This is a genomic window from Paenibacillus allorhizoplanae, from assembly GCF_927798215.1.
In the GTDB taxonomy this organism is placed as follows: domain Bacteria; phylum Bacillota; class Bacilli; order Paenibacillales; family NBRC-103111; genus Paenibacillus_E; species Paenibacillus_E allorhizoplanae.
The window spans coordinates 119,675-143,210 of sequence record NZ_CAKMMW010000016.1; the positions used below are offsets into that span (position 1 = coordinate 119,675).

Here is a 23,536-nt window from a genome sequence, read left to right on the forward strand (position 1 = left end):
AACAGAAGACCATGAATTCAGCCTTATTGGTTGAAATTCATGGTCTTTTTTTCGGCTTTCGTTTCAGTATAACAATGTGATGTTTGCGAAAACGAAGATAGATCAATACACCAATCGCAGCTAGTATGACCAATATGAATAATGATATACCCATATAGGTATGAAACAAATGTAAAAAACTTTCAAAATTATTGCCGATAAATCGGCCCAGCGTCACAAAGGTTGTACACCAGAGCAGTGCCCCCGTTCCCGCATACAAAATATACTTATAAAACTTCACACCGCTAACACCAGACAAATAACAAGTGAAATGACGTACGCCAGGTACGAAATAACCAAAGAAAACCGTCCAAAGACCGTACTTCTTAAACCAGCCTTCTGCTCTCTCGATTCGGCTCGGTGTCAGCTTTACCCATTTGCCATACCGATTGAGAAATGGTTTACCTACGCGATGACCAATGAAATAACTAACCGTCATGCCTGTCATTGTTCCTGCATAAATAACGGCTAGTGTGGGACCGAAGTCAAACGGACCTCCCAAAGCGGTCAAAGAACCGATAAAGACCATCAAGGTCTCATCAGGAATTGGAACGCCAAGCATCCCAGCGGACAACAAAAGATATAAGGCAACATAGCCATATTGGCTAATAAAATCAAACAGGAATTCCTTCACAACCTACACTCTCCTGAGTTTAACTTCAACTGCCTCTTAGCTGCACAATGGGACTTAAGCAAATCTCGTCCTATGTAACAGTCATGCAAGCTTATGTACAAACATACCTTGTACTATATCAAACGAAAGAAAGCGAGGCAATATATGCGAAATCATGCACAGATTGTCCGTGTCGCCTTCACCTACATCGGAACGGTCGTTGGGGCTGGGTTTGCTTCCGGGCAAGAAATCCTTCAATTTTTCACTCGCTATGGCTCGCTCGCTGCTTTAACGATCGCTTTATCAACCGTGTTGTTCATATGGATTGGCATACAACTTATGCTTATGGCACATGACTTGAAAGCAGAATCCTATGAGGATTTGAATAAAGTTCTTTTTGGAGAAAAAATAGGAAAATGGATTAGTTTATTTATGATGGTTGTTCTTTTTGGCATTACAACTGTCATGTTAGCAGGAGCAGGAACAGTTTTTGAAGAACAGCTCCATCTCTCGTACACCACGGGACTTCTAATCACGCTCGTACTTTCTTATGTCATTCTAACGCGTGGGATCAAAGCCATCATGACCGTAAACTCAATTGTTGTCCCCATTATGCTGCTCTTCAGCTTCATCATTGTCGTGTACACCTGGCATTCACCAACGTCTGGCAACTGGCTGCGCATTTCAAGCGAAGATTCTCTTGTACGCGTTTGGTTTGCACCATTTCTTTACACAGCCTTTAATTTAGCCATGGCACAAGCTGTACTCGTTCCAATGGGAGGCGCGATTCGAGATCGCTCTGTGCTCTATTGGGGTGGTTTGCTTGGAGGTGCAGGAATTGGGTTACTTCTACTAGCGGCACATTATGCACTTTCCGCACAAATGCCGGGCATCGCACAATTTGAAATTCCGATGGGTAATATTATGACCAAACTAGGCTATTTCCCGCAAGTCGCCTATTTGCTCGTTATTTATGGCGAAATTTTCACGACCTTTATCGGAGATGCCTATGGCTTATCCATGCAGCTCCAGCAACGCATCAAGATACCTCCCAAATTGTTGCTCATCGCCATTTTACTTCTCAGCTATGCCATCAGCCACATCGGTTTTAAAACGTTGTTAACCGCTTTATATCCGCTATTTGGCGTGGTGAGTGTCGTTTGGCTCGTCTTGATGATCTGGCGTAATCGCCGGAGTACGCTGTAGGGCATTCCCTGGCGGGAAGCTGAGTACGATAATCAACCGTATGAACAATAGCAGCATTCCCATAGCAGAAAAGATAATACCTGTAAGTAAATAAGCCCAATGGAAATTCGCGATTTCCGTATGATCTCGACCAACAGCTACTAGCATGGCGATCATAAGAAGAAGTCCTATAATAAATAAACCAACGACAGAGTAATCCATGATCGTCCATCTGGAGAAATAGGTAACCGCAATCTGGGCTTGGCCGACAGCTCTTGGCGAGGCAGCTTGCTGCCTCCATAGCTGATGCACCGTCCAAGCGGTATAGATGCTGGCACCCGTCACAAACAGACCGACCACCGCACCTAGAATAGCTAAAAATAAATTCATTCATGTGCCCTCCTTTCATCTGACCTTGAGCTAGTGTTGACGCAAGCCGTAGATGAGCAATAACGTGCAGCCGAAGCTAATGACTGGGAGCGCATAAAGCAACGGAAGGATCATCACATGAGGAAGCTTCATCGCAGGAAACCACAGCACCTGCAGACTTTTCCTCTCCATCTCCCCGTCCTCTTGGTTACTCTTATGAGCTCGTAGTGCGTCTGTCGCTCCCTCATTCCACTGTATCTTGCCTTTTTTCCAACCGACTTGATAGGAAATTTCTCGGTGATCCTTCCTCTTATCGTTTCCTTCCACGTTCGATGCCTCCCATCCCATGTTTCTATAAGAGCGTGTTCAGAAGTCCATTTCGGACAACCTCTATAATTGAATATACAGGTGATCAGGAATTACATGTGCTGCCGCATCGCGAACATGCCCATGACAGGTAAATAGCAGAACCTGATGACGCTTACTCAAATCAGCGAGTACACGCAAACAACTTTCCATCCGTTCCTCATCGAAATTCACGAGAATATCGTCCAAAACCAGCGGTAAAATGGCTTTGCCGCCGTACTCTTCTACAAGCGCAAAACGCATGGATAAATACAATTGCTCAGCTGTCCCGCGACTAAGTTGATTCGTGTCCACTTGTTGTCCATTTGCTCTTACTGCTAGTAATCTTTGCTCTCCGAATGGTGCCTTAACAGCTTCGAATGCTCCGTTCGTCATCATTGCGAAATACGCAGAAGCCCGCAAAAGCACGCCTGGTTGACGATCCTTTTCGTACATATCACGCGCCTTTTTCAATAAAAGCGCAGCAAATGAAGCTACCGCATATTGATTTACTTGCTGAGATAACGTCGTTCGAATCCCTTCCGCCTGCAGTCGCAGATTCGCCGCTTCAGCCCCCTGCTCCAGCTTCTCAATCTGCCCCGTCATCTTGCCAATGACCTCTCTGTGCTCATTCGTTTGCTTGATAGTCTCCGACAGCTTCTGTTGCAGCGAAGCAGCTAGAAGAGCCAGATCTTCTTCTCCCTGTGATTCCATCAACTCTATAAAGCTTGCCATTAATGAACGGGTTACTAACGATTCCAAGGAGGCTTCAAGTATGCTGCTTTCATCTTCAAGCTTCTTGCGTTCCAGCTGTTCCCGTTCCAAAATTCGCAGGTGCTCACCGTCTTGCGCTGATGCATCCTGTAAGAGTTGATGTAGACGCGCCTGTATCCGATCCATATGTTGCTGAGCTAGCAGAAGCATTTGTTCCGTCTCAGCGATCAGCTGTTCTGTTTGTCTGCGTTCCGCGATATGAATGTTCTGCCGTTGCTCATCTTCTTTCCACCGCTTCAATGCAAACAAATAATCTTGATTGGACGTAGGCAATTCAAGCAGTTTTCGAACTGTTTCTTCAAAGGTATGAACGTTTTCCGTTAACATGTCTAACTTGGAAGTCATTTTGTGAAGTTGACGCAGCCCATCTTGAGCTAACTCGATGACCTGAATCGTTTCTAGCAAGGCATCTGTTGATAGATGTGTGCCTACCCCTAGACTGTGCAACCATTCCTCCCAAGCCGTGTGTAACTGAAGAGTGTCTTTTTTGACTTCGTTTGCGTAGCGGATACGCTGCTCAACTTGCTGCTGAAGCAGCTGCAAGTGTTCTCGGGCATCACTTAATTTCTCGAGTTTACGCAGCTGCTCACTATGTACATGCTTACCCTGATCTACCTCACGGAACCAAGCATCCAGATGTGGCTGAAGATCTTGAATCGACACACTCGCATTTCGATAGGATCCATGCTTAGTAAATTCTGTAGCCGCAGCCGCCTCTTGAAGATTAAATTGTTGATAGTGGACTTGCTCAAAATGGCGCAGCTGCTCCTGAATGCGGCGTTCCAGCTGCATGAGTTCCTGCTCCAAGCGATGATCTTGGACAATGGTGGAGGGCATGGCACGAGCTGCTCTGCTCCCTTCCACTTGACGACCCATAAGCCAAATATAGCAAGTCACTCCTGCGAAAATAAGGAAAACACAAGCAGCTGCGAGCCAGTTACCCTGCCATCCGATAAGTAACGGAGTGACAAATGCTAGAAAGCCTGCTGCGATCATCATACGTTGACGAAAAGCACGCGTTGCCTCTCTACCGGTTTTCGTTGCATCTTCGAGACTTTGCAGGTAGAGATTTTGTTCTGCTTGGCGTTCTTGCAGATGTGTAAATTGACTTGTTACTAGCTGCCAACGTCCATAATCAGATGCCAATTTCTGTAATAAAATAAATGGATCAGAGTCAATCATCTCCGAGCTTGCTTGTATTCCTTTGCATGCTGTTTCAAGATGAGCGACCTGCTCTTGTCCACGATTAACTTGCGTATGTAAACTGTCCAGTTCTGCTCCAATGCGCAGTTCAAGTTCGGAGCGATTGCGGAATTGCTCTTTATAAGTACGCACTTGTTCACGAAGTGAAATCGTCACAGCGAATGATGTGACATCGGTTTCATCCCATTGCACATCCAAATTGGCTAGCAGTCTATCCACTTGAGCACGTTGGTGTGCAACCTCAACCTGGAGCTGCTCAATCTGTCGCTTATGCTCCTCATAGCTAGCCGCTTGCTCCAGCAAGTGGTTCAGCTCGATTTGATGCGCGAGTACCTTCGGCTCCAGCAGGAGCGCAGCCAAATCTCCGCGCAAGCTCTGCAAACGCAGCTGCAACTTGTCTCGCTCCGCTTGGAGGCGCTCCTGCTCGGCCTCGAGCGCCTCCAGCCTTGCGGTGGCTTGCTCGGGGAAGCCCGGCCGAGCTGGCAGGCCCTCCAGCTCGCGGCTGATCTGCCGCAAGCGGAGCCAGCCGCTGCGCGCCTTGCCTGCCAGGCCGAGCTTGTGCAGCTCCGCGCGCAGCGCCTCCTGCTGCCCCTCCAGGGCAGCAGCGCGCGCCTCCGCGGCGCGGCGCTCTTCTTGCAGCCGATCATAGTCGGCTGCGCCATCACGGCTGCGGCGCAGCGACTGCTCCAGACCCTCGAGCTCCTTCAGGAGACGGTTCATCTCCTGATTGCGTCCGCGGGGTCTGTACAGGCCGTCGGCCTGCGCCGTCAGCTTGCGCTCGGCCTCCATGATGGCCGAGCCGCTTACACCAAGCCCAGCGCTATACAGATAGCCGCTGAGCTCGTCCGTCTGCAGGGAGCGAAGCTCCTGCAGCTCGGTTAAACCAAAAGCGAACAAGCTGCGATAGAGGTCGGCCGAGAGGCCGCCCAGCAGCGTGTTCAGCAGCTCTTCGCCGCCGGTGGTGCCATCGGCGAGCGTGACCTTGACGAGCCCCGCAGAGGCTCGTTTGCCGCCTGTGGCGGGCGCGTCGTAGCGCTCGACGCGGATGCGCTGACCCTGCTCATCGAGCAGGGTTAGGGCGCCCCCGTGGGCGCCGCCGCCCAGCGGCTCGTAACGCTCCGACCGATTCGTTCGCGTCGGAAAGCCGAACAGCACCGCGCGGACGAAGCCCATGAGCGTGCTCTTGCCCGCTTCGTTGGCGCCATAGAAAACAGCCAAATTACTGTCCGTATGCAGCTGACGATCACGCAAGCTGCCAAATCCATCGACTTGGATGGCGATAATTCTCATCCAGGTCCCCCTCCATCCGTAGTTAGCAGATCAGCGACAAGCACTTCTGCGGAACGCAGCCAATCGCGCAGTTGTTCAGGCGTTGATGCAGCTGGATTCCCCGCGAATTGAGGCAATCCCTGCAGCGCAGCAAGAGCTTCATTTGCGAAGTTCTTCAAGGCGGATTCGTCGATTTGCAGTGTCGCCGCATACCTTAACAGATCGCCTAGGAAGCTCTTCTCTTCCAGAACTGCTGCCAGATCAAGCTCACTAGCCGTTCGATCTTCGATCGATTCGATCCACACGAAGCTGCTCCGCTCCACTTCGTCTTCTCTTAACTCATCCATCAATTCTTGTAAGGCACGGCCTTTACGCAGTCGTTCATGGATTTCGCTACGGCCTTCCAAAACGATGCGTACAATTCCATCTCGGCTGTTAGCGTCTTGACGAAGCCGATCTAATAAATCGCCTAAGCGATCTTTCAATATTTGCTCCGACGGAATTGAGCTCACCGAAAGTGTTTCTTGAAACCACCGAACCGTATCTAACGCGTGAAAAATAAGCTCCGCTCGTCCACTATCATCTATGTCTACGAGATAACAGCCTCGTGGCCCTGTTTCCCGAATACTTCTGCCTTGGATGTTGCCAGGGTACACAATCGCTGGCTGGTTGTTCATAACCTGTCTTGTATGTACATGTCCAAGGGCCCAGTAATCCATGCCAGCATCGATTAAATCCTGCTTGCTGCAAGGGGCATAATTATCATGATGAGGATCTCCATCAACATTCGTATGCAAGAGTCCAATCTGACACACTTGTTCTTGTCCTCTTTTAAATTTCAAAGCAAGATTCTCTGTTACCGCTGAGCTCCCATAGGATATCCCATGAATTTCGGCGATTATGCCGCGATCTTGCTTCACAACCTGTAAGGTCTCCACATGATCAGACGCAAAAAAATGAACGTCTGCCGGCCAAACTAACTTTGCGGCACGTCCATCCTCGGGGTCATGATTACCATGTATGATATAAGCAGGAATGCCCTCAATCGCCAAATGTTCCACTGCTTTTTGAAAACGAATTTGTGCGCGCAGTGAACGATCCGATACGTCATAGACATCCCCGCTAATCAGTACAAAATCCACCTTTTCTTGTTTCGCAAGCGCCACAAGCTCCTTCAACGCTTCGAACGTCGATTCTCGAACTCGCTCTCGAACCCGTTCAGGAAGCGCCGACATGCCTTTAAATGGGCTATCTAAGTGCAAATCGGCAGCATGTATAAACCGCAGTCGTTTCATGGCTCTAACGCCTTCCTATATGAACTTTATTCCTGTTGACCTGCTTCTTCTTTACCTGGTTGCTCCGTTACTTGATAGCGTTCATACACACTTTTCAACTGACGAAGCACACGATTCAATGAGTAGGTTTTTTTTGCCTTTTCCCAAGCAGCTCGTGCTAAATTGTAACGGAAGCTAGGATCTATGACGACTTTCTCCAAAGCATGGCTCAAGGCCATTGCATCCCCGACAGGTACAAGCAATCCATTATGACCATGCTCAATTTGCTCAGCAATCCCGCCAACATTCGTACCGATCAAAGCTAACCAGCACAGCGCTGCTTCTGCAAATACAGACCCGAAAGCTTCGGCACGAGATGGCAAAACAAACACATCGAAGAATGGCATGAATTCTTCTGGATGAAGCATATACCCATAAAAAATTGTATCTTCATAAATATTATGCTCGATAGCTAATTTCTCAAGTTCCTCACGGCTAGGTCCATCACCAATAATATGTAAAACAAAAGGATGTCCGCGTTTCTTCAGCTCGCCACATGCAATCAGCAATGTATCCAAGCCCTTCGCAGGAACTAAACGACAAACCGTAATAAATTGCGTGACTTGATTTTCATGTGAAATCGGACGGAATCGCTTCTCATCAAAGCCATTTGGAATGACGCCAATGCGTTCGCTGTCCTGCACATATTCAGCCATGTACTGCTTAAACGAATTTGAGACCGTGATAATCTGATCCACTTTCGCTTCTAACTCCCCATAGATCTGGGTTAGAAATTGATGTTCCACACCATTCTCAACGATGCGCCCATTTAAAATAAGCTCTCGTTCAAAACTGGAGTGAATGGTCAAAATGACAGGTGTATCTGGATAAATTTGTTTCATAACCAGTGCAGCAATCGGATGATGGGCATGTATAATATCAAATTTCTTAGAAATTCTGAGCTTTGTCCACCATACATAATCTTTATAGGTTTGAATGTATTTATCGATAATTGGGTTTCCGGCATACTTCCGCCAATCGAACGTAGCGAAGGACACGTCCTCAGTTCCCTTGCCGCGAATACGCTTAGGCAGTGAAAACAGTTCCATTTCCCAACCTTTTTTATTGAATCGTTCCAAAATATAGGGAACCATGGATGATACCCCACCCGGTTGTTCCGGGGGGAAAAATAATGCTTGCAATATGTTCATTGCATGAGCCCCTCTCCCAAATCCTTGAGCTTACCACTTCCTATTGTAACCTGTGCCTGGCGAATAGAAAAGAGAACACAACCTCAACAGCACAAATGTTCTATCCCTGCACCGCTTTTTCCTTTATAATAGAGTCTACTTCTGTGGAAAAATAGACCAACTTGGAGGAACTCATGGACATCATGGATTTACTTTTCGGTGAATTAGCTAATTTTTTATCCCATGCTATGATTGTTGTCATGGTTGCGCTCATGTTCGTTATCTCTCTGCGTTTGTTTCTAGACCGACGCAAAAAAGCGTATATGTCCATGACGATATCGCTCATCTTCGTAGGTATCCATTGTTTGCTTCAAATATATTTCATTCTCAGCGGTATCCACACGAGCATCGCTGATTATTCGCAGATCATGCTCAAAATTATTTCATTTGTACTTATAAATATGGGAATTTATCAATTATATAATCGCACGAACCGCAAACAATATACATTTTTCTACGGTTTAATTGTCATGGGATTTGTCGTCTCTACGCTTCACTTCATTGTTCCAAATCTATATAGCGGGACAGATCATCAGGTTCGTCTTCTGCAAAATATTGGACTTGAGTTATATGTATTCGTGCTCATTTTTCTCTGCTTCTATATGATTCCACCCTACATCGGTCAGCAAATGAAATATCAACTGGCTTTAACCGTTTACTTTTTATTTCAGACGTCTCAGCTTCTAAATACGTATGTGTATGATAATGCGCAGCCTGTCCTTATCTTGGCTGTCAATCTACTGCCTGTCATTTATTACTTTCTCTTATTTATGATTCTCTTTGAACGTGTCGTTGAGCTCATGCAAGCCATCTACAATTCATCGATAACGGACGGTTTGACTCGACTCTATAATCGTAAGTTTTTCTACAACCGTGTAACACAGCACGTTCAGCGCCACTTGCCCGTTTACATTTTATTCAGCGATATCGATAATTTCAAAAAGTTAAACGATACCCAAGGACATCAAATGGGTGATAATGTACTCAAGCAGGTTGCGCAAATTATGAAGGACGAAGCCGAAGAATGTGGGATCGCTGGCCGTTATGGCGGTGAAGAAATGGTTATCTTGGTATCCGATCCCAGCGTGAAAATGGATGCGTTCGCAGAGAGAATCCGCAGTCGCATAGAGAAGGAAACGATCGTAACCGCGAGTATCGGGTACAGCAAATATAAGAACGGCTTAAGTGCGGAAGAGCTTATTAAACAAGCTGATGAAGCCATGTATCGCGCCAAAACAACCGGAAAGAACAAAGTTGTGAAGTTTGCTTAATATACTTAGTTGTAAAGTACCGTACCTGGAGGTAAGTAACTCACTTGCTTTTCAGTTCTTATGTCTTCTCGCTCCATGCTTTATAATAGACATGTACAGACAATCCCGTACAAATTATGTTGGAGCAGGAGGCAATACAACCATGCAATATCGGAAACTTGGTAATAGCGGTCTCAAAGTGAGTGAAATTAGTCTAGGCAGTTGGCTTACCTATGGCGGCTATGTAGGGGAAGACCCTGCAGTGCGTTCCATTGAACAAGCATACGATTTAGGTGTTAACTTTTTCGATACAGCCAATGTGTATGAACGAGGTGAAGCCGAGCAGGTTATGGGTAAAGTCCTTTCCGCATATCCTCGGGAATCCTACGTTCTAGCTACAAAAGTTTTTGGTAAAATGGGCGAAGGTCCTAACGACCGTGGACTCTCCCGTAAGCATATTAGAGAACAAGCCGAAGCAAGCCTACGACGCTTGAATGCGGACTACATTGACATTTATTACTGTCACCGTTTTGACACAGAAACGCCGTTGGAAGAAACTTTGCGCGCTCTAGATGACCTAGTAACACAAGGGAAAGTGCTTTATATCGGCGTTAGTGAGTGGACTCCAGCCCAAATTGTGGAGGCTTATGCGCTTGCTGATAAGTTATTGCTTGATAAACTGATCGTAAATCAGCCCGTATACAATATGTTCAATCGCTACATTGAAAAAGATATCATTCCGCTCGGCGAAACGAAGGGCTTCGGCCAGGTCGTGTTCTCTCCACTTGCACAGGGCCTCCTGACAGGCAAATACCGTGCAGGGCAGCCAATCGCCGCCGATAGCCGGGCTAGCAGCAAAAATTGGGATGAAAATCAGCTGAATGAAGCTTCTTTACATAAAGTAGCCCAACTGTCCAGTATTGCGGATGAACTTGGCATTAAGGTATCTCAGCTGGCGATCGCTTGGATTCTGCGTCAAAACAACGTATCCAGTGCCCTTGTCGGTGCGAGCCGACCGGAGCAAGTTGTTGAGAATTGCAGCGCAAGCGGCATTCATTTGACAGATGATGTGCTTAGCAGCATTGAGACGATTCTACAAGGATAAGTGAAACTACAGCTTCTTTTGAGATATGAGTGTCATGGGAAACCTGCCGTTGAGCAGGTTTTTTTGTGTGTTTGAATGGTTTAGTGAGGGTTGGTTGGGTTGGTGTTGACATCTTGTGGTATTGGCGTGGCTAAGTAGACAAAAAAAAGAAGAGCAATCGCTCCTCCTTATTCATTTCCTTCCGAGTAATGCTCCTTACAGAACGCTTCCACGACGGCGACTTCATCGTCCTCTAGGTCGAAATCCAGATAAAGCTCAGTCGTTTTCTCATACAATTCGTATTTCATGAGTGCTGATGTTTCTTCGGTCACATTGTAGATCGCTCGGATATATAGGCCGCTCTCGGAATATAGCTCATCATCTTCCTCGACTTCGATATCGATGATAAATTCATAACGTTGCCCCGTCAAAATCTTAAAAGGATCTCTAATCAATTCTACTGTGTAAGTTGTAATCGTAAACATAGTACCGCCCCTTTCTCTTCTGCACCTGTTAGTATAACCGAAATGCGAGCAAAAGAAAAAAGGCATCCCCAGATTGCTCTAGAAAATACCCCTATCGGTATTCCACACGCGATATACCTACCTTTACTTCACACCTAAAGCATCCAAGTTACGCCCAATTTGCAGCAAATGCGTTTGCACATGACGAATAAATCCTTGAAACAAATCAGCGATGGAGATTTCTTTGCCGTTGTTATTCCCCTTACGTTCCCACTGCTCATCTGTCAAACGCCCGTAGAACAGCGCATTATAGGCAAGTATGGCATCAAACGCAAGTAGAATATCATTCAACTCCGACTGGTTTGCACGCGAGCTCGCAACCCATGCATCTTGATCATAGAGTAGAAATTCATTGCCATTTTCTGCAACAATTTTACGAATGCGGACAGCATGTACGAAGCTGGCATCCACGAGATGAGCTATGATTTCTTTGATGCTCCACTTCTCGGGAGCAGGCTTCCATTCCAATTGTTCACGTGAAAGCTGACTAACGCGTTGTTTAATTAATTCCGAAGTTGCAAGGTAAATATCAATATGAAGCCTTGTTGTCTCACTCACGTTCTATACACCCCATTCTTGAAAAATTTCTTCTGTGTGCTCACCTTTAAGCGGCGGTTTGCGATAAATCTGAAACTCGTAGTCCGTTAGCTTAACAGGATAGCCTACGGTCGTAGTTTGCGTATGATTCGGGAGCGCTAGCTCGTGAATCAAGCCACTTTCCTTCACTGCGGGATCATGCAAAATGTCCTCAAACGTATTAATTGGCGCACACGGGACACCTCGTCCATCAAAAATGTCGAGCCATTCTGCAGCGGTTTTCAGGCTGAATGCTTCCTGCAGAAGCAGGGCCAGTTCCTTCTGATGCTTTGCGCGCAGCGTTTGATTCTGAAAACGTGGATCGTCCGCTAACGCCGGTAGTTCCACCGCATCCACCACCTCACGCCACAGCTTCTCGTTGCCAGCTGCTATAACGAATGGCTTATCACTGCCGTGATAACCTTGATACGGTGCATTACGCGGATGAGCGCTGCCCAAACGCTTCGGTGCCACACCGTTGCCGTAATACTCGCTAGTCTGCAAGGCGGATATCCCAAGCACACTAGCTAACATGGAGCAATCAATGTAGCTGCCTTTCCCGATTCGAGATGCTTGATGAACCGCTGCAACAACTGTGTAGGCACCATAGAGCCCTGCCACGAAATCAGCCACAGGAACCCCGCATTTGACAGGCCCGCCATCCTCTTCACCCGTCACACTCATCAATCCGCTAATGGCTTGAATGGTTACGTCGAAGGCGCCTTTTTGTGCGTAAGCACCCTTTTGCCCGTATCCAGAAATGGAACAATACACGAGCTTCGGGTTCACTTCCACTAATCGGTCATAGCTTAGGCCGAATTTCGCCAATACGCCAGGCCGATAATTTTCCACGATGACATCGGCTTGCGCACATAAATCACGCAATCGTTCAAGGTCCGCAGGGGATTTAAAGTCAATCGCTATACTGCGTTTATTTCGATTTAACGAACTGAAATTGGAGCTGTAGCTCTCTCCTTCTTCGTTCGTGATAAATGGCGGCCATTCTCGCATACTGTCCCCCACATCAGGTCGTTCCACTTTGACCACATCCGCACCCAAATCAGCGAACAACATTCCCGCGAAGGGACCTGCCGCTATTTGACCGAATTCAATAACTTTGATGCCTGCAAGAGGGCCGTGATTGTTCTTGCTCATATGCGCTTCGCTCCTCTTTGTTTGGTAGTTAGTAATCGTTCCTTCTCTTTAGCTAAAAACAGGGATAGTATTATCATGCTTCGTAATCACATCTCGTGCGTTCCCAGAAGCCACGTCATGAATATGCCTAGGCTGTTTGCCGATATCCGTCCCATAAATATGAATCGTAATGGCGGCCTCATTAAATGGATTCGCAACACCGTGGATATCATAATCCGGCGGGTAGACAAAAGAGATGTCACCTTGCGTAGCTGTGACCTCCGATACCTCACGAATGGTGTAGCGTGGCTCAGCAGATTCGCCGTGATCTTCACGACGATACCGTTTTTCCACAATTGACCCGCGGTAAACGCCGACTAACCCCCAAACCAAATGATCGTGAACCGGGGCAACTTGACCCGCTCCCCATACGAATGCGATGACGGCGAAGGATTCGTTCTCCGGCCTATACAGCAAATACTGCGCATATTTATTCGGCAGCGGCACTTGTAAGTCCTCAGGAACCAACTGCTCATTGGTCAGCAATTCTTGCAAATGCGGCCGCACATGATCAATGATTGTCCGATAATCCTGATGACTAGCTAGAATACCTGAAATATTCGCTTCCAACTGATGAAATGCTTGGTTCGCACTCATGGCCATCCCTCTTTCTATGATTGAACTACTGCACTTTTCAAATAAGCACCGAAGTGTTGCTTCACAAACAATGGATAGATGCGTCTCAATTCATGACTTACCTCATATCGAAGTGTCGCTAACTCGATAGTTGAAGGGGGTTCAAGGTTTGGAATCGATGTATCATCTTCGTTGCTCAAACCTAGATCAAAACCAGTTTTCCCCTGTACCTCAGCTGGCTTTACACCTGGAACGGTTGCTGCTAGCTTTAATCTGCCATCGGGCCCGATCGGTTTCATTACCCCCAGCGGTGTATACACACCAACTAATCCGTTTTGATGATAAATGCCTTTCCCCGAAGAAGGTATCGACGTAACGAAATCGAGCGTTTCAGGGAATCCTTTGAGTCCATGATCTGTTTTAAATAAGAAAATGCGTTTGCATGTAAAATAAACAACCCCTGAGCCTGCTCCTCCAGGGAGTCTCACCTTCGGCTTGCCATAATCGCCAATCGTATGCAGATTGATGCGTCCGTAGCTGTCGATTTGAGCACCGCTTAGAAAGAACACATCCATTTCTCCCCGCTGCATGAGATCAAAGAACTCTTTCGTTCCTTGAAAAGGCCAATCACACTGCCCGAGAATATAAACGGAGGCTTGCTTCGCATGCCTCGCTTTGGCAAGTAATGCAGCCGCAGCAGGGATAGGTGAGTTATTGCCGACACCGATAACCTCGTGATTGCGCAGCTCTCTAGCCAAGTAACAAATCATGGCTTCCTCCATGGAATAGGAAGACAACCTAATCTGCTCCATACGACTCATATGATACCTCCCCTCACTACGTGTTAATTAAGCTCTTCACATATTCTTCAAAAGAAACATCCGATCTAGAAGCTTCCATATAAATGGAAATTTCGTCATCATCTACCTCATAGTAACCTGAACAAGCCGTTGGTACAGCACCACCAGGTGCATGAATGACACCGCTGAGAAACAACGATGGGATGAACGCTACACCATGGTTAGCTTCACTTAGCAGCTCCTCAGGAGACACGATCTCTTCCACCGAAGCAAATGATTTCATTGAAGCTTGTGCGAGTAGTCGATTGTTCTGCGCGGGGTGAGCAATTACATTGCCGAGCGTATCCGCCTTATAGCCGTGAAAAATCGCCACATCTGGTCGAATTGCCGGCACAATGGCGATGCGCTCCTCCGCATTGTACGGATTCTTGATTTCGTGGAAATCTGGCCGAATTTGCATATAATCCGTCCCAAGCAGCCCACGCACCGGCGTGAAGGGGATACCTGAAGCACCTGCCCCTATCGCTGCACTCAGCGTTGGACAAGCATGCTCGAATCCCTCAATTGCACCTTGCTCGAATTTGCGCCGGAAGTTCAGTCCAAACCCATACTCTCCCATCGAAATCTGTGAGAATTCAACAGTCGAGACCACACCCGCTCCGATCAGGAGATCGGCATTCACTGCCGCAGCCCCCGCACAAACTAGATATAACTCACGTCGCTTGGCACGGATGATTTCACGAATAAGGGCCATCGGGGACATTTCCATATTGCCGCTAATAGCAAGCTTCGTACCATCCGGAATCTGTGCAACAGCCTCTTGGATGGAAATTATTGTGGATGGCACATCCCCCACTCCTTCTAGTCCACTTTTGATCACGAAGTAGTCCAGGAAGCATATTCGACATGGAATATTGAATTCAACCGGACTTTTTGAACACACAATTCAAGTAAACTCCCCTTCTTACAATGGATAATGACAAGCCGCATAATGACCAGGTGCAATCGGCGCTAATTCAGGCACAACTTCTCGGCACAGTGCCGTCGCCGCCGGGCAGCGCGTATGAAAGCGGCAGCCGGAAGGCGGCCTCGCAGGTGATGGCATTTCGCCTTCCAGAGGTACGAAACTCCGCTTACGTTTGGGGTCTGGCACTGGGATGGCGGATAGAAGCGCCTTCGTATAGTGATGTGCAGGATGCCTAAACAGCTCATCTGTTGGTGCAATTTCAACTAGCTTTCCTAAGTACATAACGCCAATACGATCCGAAATGTAGCGAACAATATTCAGGCCATGTGCGATGAACAAATACGTCAAATTCATGCGTTGCTGAATATCTTGCATCAGATTGACGATCTGGGATTGGACAGAAACATCTAAAGCCGATACCGCTTCATCAGCTAAAATAAACTTCGGATTCAGAGCAATCGCACGAGCAATCCCAATTCGTTGACGCTGCCCGCCTGAGAATTCATGCGGCAACCGATCGTACCAGGATGGATTCAATCCAACAAGCTCCATGACGGACTCTACTTTGGCTCTTTTGGCAGACCCACGTAAAGACTCGTGCACCCAGAAGGGTTCACCAATGATATCTCCCACTTTCCAGCGGGGATTAATGGAGCCATACGGATCCTGAAACACAATTTGCATGTCACGTCGTGTTTCCTTCCACCCCTGTGAACCTGATTGAGTGAGATCTCTCCCTTCAAAATGAATACTGCCCGCTGTCGCTTTCTCCAGCTGAAGAAGTACACGGCCTAGCGTAGATTTCCCGCAACCGGATTCTCCGACAAGACCGAAAGTCTCCCCTTTGCGAATGTCAAAAGACACATCATCAACCGCTTTAATGGAGGAGCGTCCTCGCCCAAACCATCCTTGACGAATCGGAAAATATTTCTTCACGTTCTTCACTTGGAGTAGCGGCGTTTCCGAGCCCAGCAACCAGGCATCATCACGGACCCCCTCGTTGCCAAGCAGCTCGACAGGAGCGGTCGTTACCGCATCTCCAAAAAACTCAGCTGCCAAATGATCAATCCGCTCCGCATTCCAACAAGCGACTTCACGGCCGTGAAGCTCCTGCAGTGGCGGGTCTTCACTCAAACAGCGATCCGTTGCATAAGGGCAACGGGGATGGAATCGGCAGCCTGTCGGCAACTGAGATAAGCTGGGAATTGTGCCTTTGATCGTATACAGCTTCAAGCCACGAACATTGTCCAGTGTGACTATGGAATGTAGAAGCCCTTGGGTATAAGGATGGGCTGGATTTTCAAACAATTGATGCACGGGAGATTGCTCAACAACTTTTCCCGCATACATGACCACGACGCGATCCGCCATTTCAGCCGCAATACCGAGATCATGGGTAATCAATAGAATCGACATCTGGAATTCATCTTTCAGCTCACGGAGCAAGCTCAAAATTTGCGCTTGGATCGTAACATCCAAAGCAGTGGTAGGTTCATCAGCAATGAGCAGCTCAGGTCCGCAAGCTAGGGCCATGGCGATCATCGCCCTTTGGCGCATGCCTCCTGAAAGCTCATACGGATATTGTCCCATCCGAATTTCCGGTTCGGGAATGCCCACTCTGCGCAGTAAGGAAATCGCCTTTTCCTTAGCTCCCAGCTTCGAAATTCGCTCATGACGAACAATGACTTCGATGATTTGGCTTCCAATTGTGAAAATGGGATCTAGCGCCGTCATCGGCTCTTGGAAAATCATCGCGATTTTCTTCCCACGTAGATCACTGATTTCCTTCTGTGACAGTCCCACTAAACTTTGCCCATCGAGCTTGATATCCCCATGTGAAATATAACCGCCATCATAGTTAATCAGACGCATAATCGACAAAGAGGTTATCGTCTTTCCGCTCCCAGACTCCCCGACCAAGCACACAATTTCGCCTGTTCCGATCTGTAAACTAATCTTGTTTATCGCATTGAGTGAACCGCTGGCTGTTTGAAAATCAACGGACAATGCATCTATTTCGAGTAATGGTTTCATACGCTATGCCCTCGATTTCTTTGGATCCATGCGATCACGAATTTCGTCTCCGATGAGATTAACCACAATGACCAGCAAGGTAATAGCCAGCCCTGGGAACGTAGCTACCCACCAAGCTACTGTCATATAACTGCGTCCTTGGGAGAGCATATAGCCCCAATCCGGAATTTCCTTCACCACGCCAAGTCCAAGGAAGCTTAGACCTGTACCTACTAGAATGGAGCTCCCTACACCGATCGTCATCATGACGAGCAACGGTGAGAAACAATTCGGTAATATATGCCGCAGCATGATTTCGAGATGTGAAGTCCCCACCGCGCGCGCAGCATCAATGAAAGGCCGATTGCGAATCGAGATCACTTGGCTGCGCACGACTCTTGCTTTTCCAGGTATCGTAGCCACACTAATGGCCAATATCACGTTAAAAAAGCTAGGTCCGAGGGCAACCGATATCGCTATCGCCAACAGAATCCCCGGGATCGTCATCAAAATATCATTGAAACGCATAAACAACGAATCAACTGTACCGCCCCAATACCCCGCAATAAGTCCGAATAATGTCCCAATACAACCACCAATTACGACGGACACGACCCCCATAACGAGCGACTGTCTGCTGCCATAGATGACGAGTGTCCATACATCACGACCGAATTGGTCCGTTCCAAGCGGATGCGACAAACTTGGCGATTTCAAGAGTTGATCCGTCAGCATTTCCGTTGGCGAGTAAGGAGCAATCCAGGAGGGAACGATGGCACACAAGATCAGAAAAGCTAGAATAAATAGCGACAGGCTTAGCAGTGCCTTGGATAAATTAAGCTTTTTGAACCGAAATCGAAAACTTAGAAGCTCCTGCCTCTTCCGCAGCAGCCTTTCTGTGGTTACCGTGTTGAACAGCACTAGCGCCAACTCCTTTCATCATTATCCTGACTTACGGACACGCGGATCCACATAGGAATAGGACACATCCACCATCAAGTTGACCAAAATATTAAAAAGTCCTGTAATCAGAATTGCCGCCTGAATCACCGGAATATCTTTCTGATTAATCGCATCTACCACTAATTTCCCTAAGCCTTGCCTGGAAAAAACAGTCTCCGTCACAACAGCTCCCGAGAGCATCTCCCCCACTAACAAACCAAGAATCGTAACCGCAGGTAGTAAAGCATTCCGCAGCACGTGCTTATAGAGCACGATTTTTTCGGACAGTCCCTTCGCCCGCAGTGTCACGACAAAAGGTTCATGTATGACCTCTAGCACACTGTTTCTCACCATCCGAGTTAACATCCCAGCGCCTGTCACCCCTAAAGCGAACGACGGTAGAATCAGCTGTTTGAAGCTGCCATTCCCAATTGCAGGCAAGAGCTGTAAATGCACTGAAAAGACGAGGATAAGCAGGATACCTAGCCAAAACTTGGGCATGGAAACGCCTAACAAACTGATGACACGTACGATATAGTCCAATACACGATTTTGATACACGGCTGATAACACACCTAGAATGAACCCCACGATGATGGCAAAAATAGTGCTTAATAAGGCAAGAGAAAGCGTTGCGGGCAACTGAGCCAACAGTCGATCTATAACCGGCTGGCTGTTTGCGAAGGAATGCCCGAAATCTCCCCGAATACTTTTCCATAAATACACGGCATATTGCTGCCAAAGCGGCTGATCTAAGCCAAATTGCTTTCTTAAATAGTCGATGCGCTCAGGTGAGGCGTCCTCACCTGCAATCATCTGGGCCGGATCTCCGGGAAGCCAGTGAATGATTAAGAAAACAAGCGTCAACGAACCTAGAATGACTGGAATAGAGACGATGAGCCTGTTCAAGATATACTTCACCATCCGTGACTCCCCCTCGTGATTTTATTTTTGAATCCAAGCATCGTAGAACACAGGCCATGCCGGTGAATCGAACGTAATCCCTTTCACTTCTTTCGTGGAAGCAACAGAGTAGTTGAACACATAGGCTGGAATCCCGTAAACATTATCAATAATGTACTCTTGGGCGTTCTGATAGATCGTTTTCCGTTTCTCAGGATCTGTTTCCAAGTAACCCTGCTCCAAAAACTCATCTAATTTAGGATCATTCGTTTTGGCAATATTATTTGCCTTAGAGGGACCTTTGGTCGAGTAAAGTTGTCTAAGCACATCCGGATCACCTGAGAATTGGCTGCCCGCGATCAGGTCATAATCCCCTTTATTGCGGCGGTCCGTGTACGTCCCTGATGGCAACGAAATCACTTTCAGTTCGATCCCTACTTGTTTCAGCTGCTGGGTGAATATCGCAATCAAATCAAGCCGCTTCTCGCGGTTTCCTTGTGTATCAATGACTTCGACCGTGAGTCGTTTACCGTCCTTGGAACGGTAGCCATCTGCTCCTTTAATCCAACCCGCTTCTTCCAGCGTTTGATTCGACTTGGCTGCATCTACTTTGTAGGCATTCTCCCTAGTCGCTGAGTAGCCGAACTGCTGTGGAGAAAGCGGCGACCAGCCTTGCTTCGAGGTACCTAAGTAAATCGTCTTCACAGCCGAGTCGATATCCAACGCCGAGCGGAACGCTTGTCGTATTTTCAGATCATTCCAAGGTGCTTTCTGAATATTTAAATAGAGTGTATAGTTGGCCTGCAGCAGCTCTGTTTCCTGTACATTAAAATTACGATCCGCCTTCAAAGCCACGAGATTCTGCGGAGGAATAATATCCGCCACTTGGACTTGTTTGCTTTGCAGAACGCTTACGCGCGTTGCTTCTTCTTCCACGTATTTCACCGTTAATTTATCTAAATAGGCAGGACCTTGATGCTTCGCATTGGAAGGGCCCCAGTTGTAGTCCGGATTTTTCTCGAGCTCAACTTGTGAGCTTGGTGTGATTTTCTTCAGCTTAAAAGGTCCCGTTCCCACTGGGTTTTGCGGGAATGCATCGCCATACTTCTTCACAGCTGTCGGAGAAACGAAGCCTAAATCGACTTTGGCTGCGTTGCTTAGGAACGGCGCGAAGGTTGTCTTAAAATTCACCTTCACGGTGAATTCATCGATGACTTCCGTGGATTGATACGAGCCAAGCTCGTTCAATGCGATGGACGCTTTGGTCGCAGGATCGATAATCCGATCAAAGTTAAATTTCACAGCTTCCGCATTAAACGGCGTGCCATCATGGAATTTCACATCCTTGCGCAGGTGGAACGTATAACTCTTTTTGTCCGGGGAAAGCTCCCAAGATGTTGCTAACCACGGCTTAATCGTGTGATCAGGAAGCTCCACAACTAAGCTGTCATAGATCGAACGCATGACTCTAGTCGTTGGGGCGAAGCCCGCTTTGTGCGCGTCTAAGCTGTCAGATGTCACCGTACCTGCAAGTGCCCACACAAGCTCACCACCTGGCGTCACCGTACCCGCTTCTTGTGCTGCACCTTCCTTGGCTCCTCCATTCTTCGAGGCTTCCCCACAACCTGTTACGATCAAAGTAGTAATAAGTAAACCGCCAATAATAGATCCGATTCTCTTTTTCATATCATTTCTCCCTCTAAGCTTATGCTTGGGCTATTCTCTGTTTGGTATAGCGGTTTACTGGGATTTCAAGCCCTAAATTGCCTCGTAACGTATCACTTTCGTACTCTTCCCGATAAATACCGCGTTCCTGAAGGATGGGCACAACGAGTTCCACGAAATCCTTAAGCACACTAGGTATGCCCGTATGAATAATGAAACCGTCAGCTGCGCCTTCTTCGAACCATTGTTGAACAGTATCTGCGATCTGCTCAGGCGTACCAACAAAGCTGCTTCTCGGCGTTGCAAAGCGCAGTGCCGTTTGACGAAGCGTCAAATTCTCTTCCTTTGCAATGCGCTTAATACGATCCGTTGAGCTGCGGTAGCTATTGCTGCCAAGATCGCCGAGATCCGGGAAAGGCTCATCCAATGGATACTGTTTGAAATCGTGGTAGGTGAATGGACGACCCAGCTGATCAAGCGCATCCTCCAACGTCACTAACCCTGCAATTGCCTGATATTTGCTCTCTGCTTCTTCTTCTGTTCGTCCTATGATTGGACTGATGCCTGGGAACACGAGGATTTCCTCACTCGCCCGGCCATAAGCAGCCGCACGTGTTTTAATATCTTGATAAAAAGCTTTCGCTTCCTTAATCGATTCATGTCCTGTAAATATCGCATTCGCACTCTTCGCCGCTAAATTGCGCCCATCGTCCGACCCGCCTGCTTGGAAAATAACCGGCTGACCTTGCTGCGAACGGGCAATGTTCAATGGCCCCTGCACGGAGAAATGCTTGCCTTTATGATTCAACGCATGCAGCTTGCTCGGATCGAAGAACTGACCGGTTGATTTATCTCGTGTGAATGCATCATCTTCCCAAGAGTCCCATAGACCACGTACAACTTCTAAATGCTCCTCTGCGATCCGATAACGCTCATCATGAGCATAGTGCTCATCCCTGCTATAATTGCGAGCTGCACCTTCAAGCCCCGTCGTCACGACGTTCCATCCTGCACGCCCGCTACTAATATGATCCAGCGAAGCAAACTGTCTTGCCACAGTAAACGGTTGTGTGAAAGACGCAGTTAGCGTCCCCACCAGACCAATCTTCGAGGTAACAGCTCCAAGGGCTGATAACACCGTTAATGGCTCCAGCCTGTTTAAATAATGCGGTGCTGATTTCTCCGTAATATAGGTGCTATCGACGATAAAAACAAAATCAAATTTCCCTTCCTCCGCTTGTAACGCCTGCCCGGCATAATAATCAAAATCCACACTGGCATCCCCCGGAATTTCTGGATTTCGCCATGTATATTTGGAAGTTCCTACGCCTGTAATAGTAGCTCCGAGTTTAAGTTTTCTTTGTTTGGACATGTGTTTTTCCCCCTTATGAGTTCAGCACTTTGGCTTTGCTATTCCGATTAACCGGTACTTCCAGACCTAGATGACCACGCAATGTGTCATGTTCATATTCTGTTCGATATAAGCCGCGTTCTTGTAAAATCGGCACAACCAGCTCCACGAAATCTTGCAATGCTCCCGGTATCCCCACACCAATAATGAACCCGTCAGAGGCTCCTTCTTCGACCCATTGCTGAATCGTATCCGCGATCTTCTCCGGGGTACCTACGAAATTCCCTTTCGGTGTTGCAAAACGTAGAGCCACTTGGCGCAATGTCAAATTGTGTTCTTTCGCCAATCGCTTGATCTTCGCTGAACCGCCTTGCTGGCTGTTAGCCCCCAAATCTCCGAGGTCTGGGAAAGGTTCATCCAACGGGTATACGCTAAAGTCAAAATCATTGAATGGACGACCTAATGCGATAATCGCTTTGTCGATCGATACAAGATTGACCGTTTCGAGGTACTTACGTTCAGCTTCTTCTTCCGTGCGGCCAATGATTGGTCGAATACCCGGAAGGATCGAAACATCATCAGGGTTGCGACCGAAGGAAGCCGCTCTGCGTTTAATATCCGCATAATAAGTCTTAGCTTCTTCGATATTCTCGTGTCCAACGAAGATCGCATCTGCATTCTTGGATGCAAAATTGCGACCATCCTCTGAGGTTCCTGCTTGGAAAATGACAGGCTGCCCTTGCTTTGAACGGGCAATGTTTAGCGGCCCCTGTACGGAGAAGAACTCACCTTTGTGATTCAAGGTATGTAGCTTCGCTGGGTCAAAAAACTGACCTGTCTCTTTATTCCGCGTAAATGCATCATCCTCCCAGGAATCCCACAAGCCTTTCACCACATCCACATGCTCTTGTGCAATGCGGTAGCGCTTCTCGTGCGGAGGATGCTCATCCTTGCTGTAATTGTTCGCACTGCCCGATAACCATGAGGTAACTACGTTCCAACCTGCGCGCCCTTTGCTAATCAAGTCCAGTGAAGCGAATTGCCTAGCCACAGTGAAAGGCTCGCTATAGCTGACGGTCACTGTCGCAACAAGGCCGATCCGTTTCGTGACGGCTGCAAGTGCTGATAGAATGGTCAGCGGTTCAAAACGATTCAAGTAGTGCGGGCTTGACTTTTCAGTGATATGAACACTATCTGCGATGAACGCAAAATCAAATTTCCCAGCTTCCGCTGTTTGCGCTTGATGTTTATAAAATTGAAAGTTCGTGCTCGCATCCGTGATGGCATCAGGATGCTTCCAATCTTCCCAGCCTCCGCCTACACCATGAATCATTGCACCTAGTTTAATTTTCTTACCCTTTGCCATTCGA

General features: G+C 47.5%; 21 protein-coding genes. 3 read left to right on the forward strand and 18 right to left on the reverse strand.

Annotated elements, in window-relative coordinates:
- Nucleotides 1-37 precede the first annotated feature (37 nt).
- Nucleotides 38-673: a DedA family protein gene (locus L6I86_RS23275; RefSeq protein ID WP_338113434.1), complete on the reverse strand. Its 636-nt coding sequence runs from the start codon at nt 671-673 to the stop codon at nt 38-40.
- Nucleotides 674-817: 144 nt separating this feature from the next.
- On the opposite strand from L6I86_RS23275, the gene L6I86_RS23280 reads away from it, so the two are divergent.
- Nucleotides 818-1,858 (forward strand): YkvI family membrane protein, encoded by a 1,041-nt coding sequence (locus tag L6I86_RS23280; RefSeq protein WP_236290818.1) that lies wholly within the window; start codon nt 818-820, stop codon nt 1,856-1,858.
- Here L6I86_RS23280 and L6I86_RS23285 read toward each other — a convergent pair.
- The 5 genes from L6I86_RS23285 to L6I86_RS23305 all read right to left on the reverse strand — a co-directional run bounded on the left by L6I86_RS23285 (nt 1,790) and on the right by L6I86_RS23305 (nt 8,282).
- Nucleotides 1,790-2,227, reverse strand: a complete 438-nt coding sequence (locus L6I86_RS23285) for a hypothetical protein (protein ID WP_236290819.1) — start codon at nt 2,225-2,227, stop codon at nt 1,790-1,792. The genes L6I86_RS23280 and L6I86_RS23285 overlap by 69 nt on opposite strands.
- Nucleotides 2,228-2,257: 30 nt before the next feature.
- The gene (locus L6I86_RS23290) at nt 2,258-2,533 is read right to left on the reverse strand and encodes a hypothetical protein (protein WP_236290820.1); all 276 of its coding nucleotides are present in this window, start codon (nt 2,531-2,533) and stop codon (nt 2,258-2,260) included.
- A gap of 63 nt (nt 2,534-2,596) precedes the next feature.
- The gene (locus L6I86_RS23295) at nt 2,597-5,818 is read right to left on the reverse strand and encodes an AAA family ATPase (RefSeq protein ID WP_236290821.1); all 3,222 of its coding nucleotides are present in this window, start codon (nt 5,816-5,818) and stop codon (nt 2,597-2,599) included.
- Nucleotides 5,815-7,092, reverse strand: coding sequence for a metallophosphoesterase family protein (locus L6I86_RS23300; protein WP_236290822.1), 1,278 nt, complete (start codon nt 7,090-7,092; stop codon nt 5,815-5,817). Before L6I86_RS23300 ends, L6I86_RS23295 begins: the two co-directional genes overlap by 4 nt.
- A 26-nt stretch (nt 7,093-7,118) precedes the next feature.
- Nucleotides 7,119-8,282 (reverse strand): glycosyltransferase family 4 protein, encoded by a 1,164-nt coding sequence (locus L6I86_RS23305; protein ID WP_236290823.1) that lies wholly within the window; start codon nt 8,280-8,282, stop codon nt 7,119-7,121.
- A gap of 173 nt (nt 8,283-8,455) precedes the next feature.
- On the opposite strand from L6I86_RS23305, the gene L6I86_RS23310 reads away from it, so the two are divergent.
- Together L6I86_RS23310 and L6I86_RS23315 are read left to right on the forward strand one after the other, a co-directional pair.
- Nucleotides 8,456-9,592 carry a GGDEF domain-containing protein gene (locus L6I86_RS23310; protein WP_236290824.1) on the forward strand — a complete coding sequence of 379 codons (1,137 nt, stop codon included), beginning with the start codon at nt 8,456-8,458 and terminating at the stop codon, nt 9,590-9,592.
- A 142-nt stretch (nt 9,593-9,734) separates the two neighbouring features.
- Nucleotides 9,735-10,676: an aldo/keto reductase family protein gene (locus L6I86_RS23315; RefSeq protein WP_236290825.1), complete on the forward strand. Its 942-nt coding sequence runs from the start codon at nt 9,735-9,737 to the stop codon at nt 10,674-10,676.
- A 167-nt stretch (nt 10,677-10,843) separates the two neighbouring features.
- On the opposite strand, the gene L6I86_RS23320 is transcribed toward L6I86_RS23315, so the two are convergent.
- The 12 genes from L6I86_RS23320 to L6I86_RS23375 all read right to left on the reverse strand — a co-directional run bounded on the left by L6I86_RS23320 (nt 10,844) and on the right by L6I86_RS23375 (nt 23,532).
- Complete coding sequence (locus tag L6I86_RS23320) at nt 10,844-11,140, reverse strand: DUF6509 family protein (RefSeq protein ID WP_056615967.1); 297 nt, start codon at nt 11,138-11,140, stop codon at nt 10,844-10,846.
- A gap of 123 nt (nt 11,141-11,263) precedes the next feature.
- Nucleotides 11,264-11,737 (reverse strand): DinB family protein, encoded by a 474-nt coding sequence (locus tag L6I86_RS23325; protein WP_236290826.1) that lies wholly within the window; start codon nt 11,735-11,737, stop codon nt 11,264-11,266.
- 3 nt (nt 11,738-11,740) lie between these two features.
- Nucleotides 11,741-12,910, reverse strand: a complete 1,170-nt coding sequence (locus L6I86_RS23330; protein WP_236290827.1) for a CaiB/BaiF CoA transferase family protein — start codon at nt 12,908-12,910, stop codon at nt 11,741-11,743.
- Between the two features lie 48 nt (nt 12,911-12,958).
- A complete protein-coding gene (locus L6I86_RS23335; RefSeq protein WP_236290828.1) occupies nt 12,959-13,546 on the reverse strand; it encodes a cysteine dioxygenase family protein in 588 nt (195 codons plus the stop codon).
- Nucleotides 13,547-13,560: 14 nt separating this feature from the next.
- Complete coding sequence (locus L6I86_RS23340; RefSeq protein ID WP_236290829.1) at nt 13,561-14,346, reverse strand: CoA-transferase; 786 nt, start codon at nt 14,344-14,346, stop codon at nt 13,561-13,563.
- 16 nt (nt 14,347-14,362) lie between these two features.
- Nucleotides 14,363-15,172 carry a CoA transferase subunit A gene (locus tag L6I86_RS23345; RefSeq protein WP_236290830.1) on the reverse strand — a complete coding sequence of 270 codons (810 nt, stop codon included), beginning with the start codon at nt 15,170-15,172 and terminating at the stop codon, nt 14,363-14,365.
- 117 nt (nt 15,173-15,289) lie between these two features.
- On the reverse strand, nt 15,290-17,326 hold the full coding sequence (locus L6I86_RS23350) for an ABC transporter ATP-binding protein (RefSeq protein ID WP_236290831.1): 2,037 nt from the start codon (nt 17,324-17,326) through the stop codon (nt 15,290-15,292).
- Between the two features lie 3 nt (nt 17,327-17,329).
- Nucleotides 17,330-18,226, reverse strand: a complete 897-nt coding sequence (locus tag L6I86_RS23355; RefSeq protein WP_338113435.1) for an ABC transporter permease — start codon at nt 18,224-18,226, stop codon at nt 17,330-17,332.
- A 21-nt stretch (nt 18,227-18,247) separates the two neighbouring features.
- Entirely contained in the window at nt 18,248-19,171 is a 924-nt protein-coding gene (locus L6I86_RS23360) for an ABC transporter permease (RefSeq protein WP_236290832.1), read from the reverse strand.
- 21 nt (nt 19,172-19,192) lie between these two features.
- On the reverse strand, nt 19,193-20,836 hold the full coding sequence (locus L6I86_RS23365; RefSeq protein WP_236290833.1) for an ABC transporter substrate-binding protein: 1,644 nt from the start codon (nt 20,834-20,836) through the stop codon (nt 19,193-19,195).
- Nucleotides 20,837-20,855: 19 nt separating this feature from the next.
- Nucleotides 20,856-22,187: an LLM class flavin-dependent oxidoreductase gene (locus tag L6I86_RS23370; RefSeq protein ID WP_236290834.1), complete on the reverse strand. Its 1,332-nt coding sequence runs from the start codon at nt 22,185-22,187 to the stop codon at nt 20,856-20,858.
- A gap of 13 nt (nt 22,188-22,200) precedes the next feature.
- On the reverse strand, nt 22,201-23,532 hold the full coding sequence (locus tag L6I86_RS23375; RefSeq protein ID WP_236290835.1) for an LLM class flavin-dependent oxidoreductase: 1,332 nt from the start codon (nt 23,530-23,532) through the stop codon (nt 22,201-22,203).
- Nucleotides 23,533-23,536: the final 4 nt, after the last annotated feature.

What these genes read in the sequence shown, in the direction of transcription:
- L6I86_RS23280 (WP_236290818.1), top strand. Translation starts at nt 818, where the DNA reads ATGCGAAATCATGCACAGATTGTCCGTGTCGCCTTCACCTACATCGGA.
- L6I86_RS23285 (WP_236290819.1), bottom strand. Translation starts at nt 2,227, where the DNA reads ATGAATTTATTTTTAGCTATTCTAGGTGCGGTGGTCGGTCTGTTTGTG.
- L6I86_RS23295 (WP_236290821.1), bottom strand. Translation starts at nt 5,818, where the DNA reads ATGAGAATTATCGCCATCCAAGTCGATGGATTTGGCAGCTTGCGTGAT.
- L6I86_RS23300 (WP_236290822.1), bottom strand. Translation starts at nt 7,092, where the DNA reads ATGAAACGACTGCGGTTTATACATGCTGCCGATTTGCACTTAGATAGC.
- L6I86_RS23305 (WP_236290823.1), bottom strand. Translation starts at nt 8,282, where the DNA reads ATGAACATATTGCAAGCATTATTTTTCCCCCCGGAACAACCGGGTGGG.
- L6I86_RS23310 (WP_236290824.1), top strand. Translation starts at nt 8,456, where the DNA reads ATGGACATCATGGATTTACTTTTCGGTGAATTAGCTAATTTTTTATCC.
- L6I86_RS23315 (WP_236290825.1), top strand. Translation starts at nt 9,735, where the DNA reads ATGCAATATCGGAAACTTGGTAATAGCGGTCTCAAAGTGAGTGAAATT.
- L6I86_RS23320 (WP_056615967.1), bottom strand. Translation starts at nt 11,140, where the DNA reads ATGTTTACGATTACAACTTACACAGTAGAATTGATTAGAGATCCTTTT.
- L6I86_RS23330 (WP_236290827.1), bottom strand. Translation starts at nt 12,910, where the DNA reads ATGAGCAAGAACAATCACGGCCCTCTTGCAGGCATCAAAGTTATTGAA.
- L6I86_RS23335 (WP_236290828.1), bottom strand. Translation starts at nt 13,546, where the DNA reads ATGAGTGCGAACCAAGCATTTCATCAGTTGGAAGCGAATATTTCAGGT.
- L6I86_RS23340 (WP_236290829.1), bottom strand. Translation starts at nt 14,346, where the DNA reads ATGAGTCGTATGGAGCAGATTAGGTTGTCTTCCTATTCCATGGAGGAA.
- L6I86_RS23350 (WP_236290831.1), bottom strand. Translation starts at nt 17,326, where the DNA reads ATGAAACCATTACTCGAAATAGATGCATTGTCCGTTGATTTTCAAACA.
- L6I86_RS23360 (WP_236290832.1), bottom strand. Translation starts at nt 19,171, where the DNA reads ATGGTGAAGTATATCTTGAACAGGCTCATCGTCTCTATTCCAGTCATT.
- L6I86_RS23365 (WP_236290833.1), bottom strand. Translation starts at nt 20,836, where the DNA reads ATGAAAAAGAGAATCGGATCTATTATTGGCGGTTTACTTATTACTACT.
- L6I86_RS23370 (WP_236290834.1), bottom strand. Translation starts at nt 22,187, where the DNA reads ATGTCCAAACAAAGAAAACTTAAACTCGGAGCTACTATTACAGGCGTA.
- L6I86_RS23375 (WP_236290835.1), bottom strand. Translation starts at nt 23,532, where the DNA reads ATGGCAAAGGGTAAGAAAATTAAACTAGGTGCAATGATTCATGGTGTA.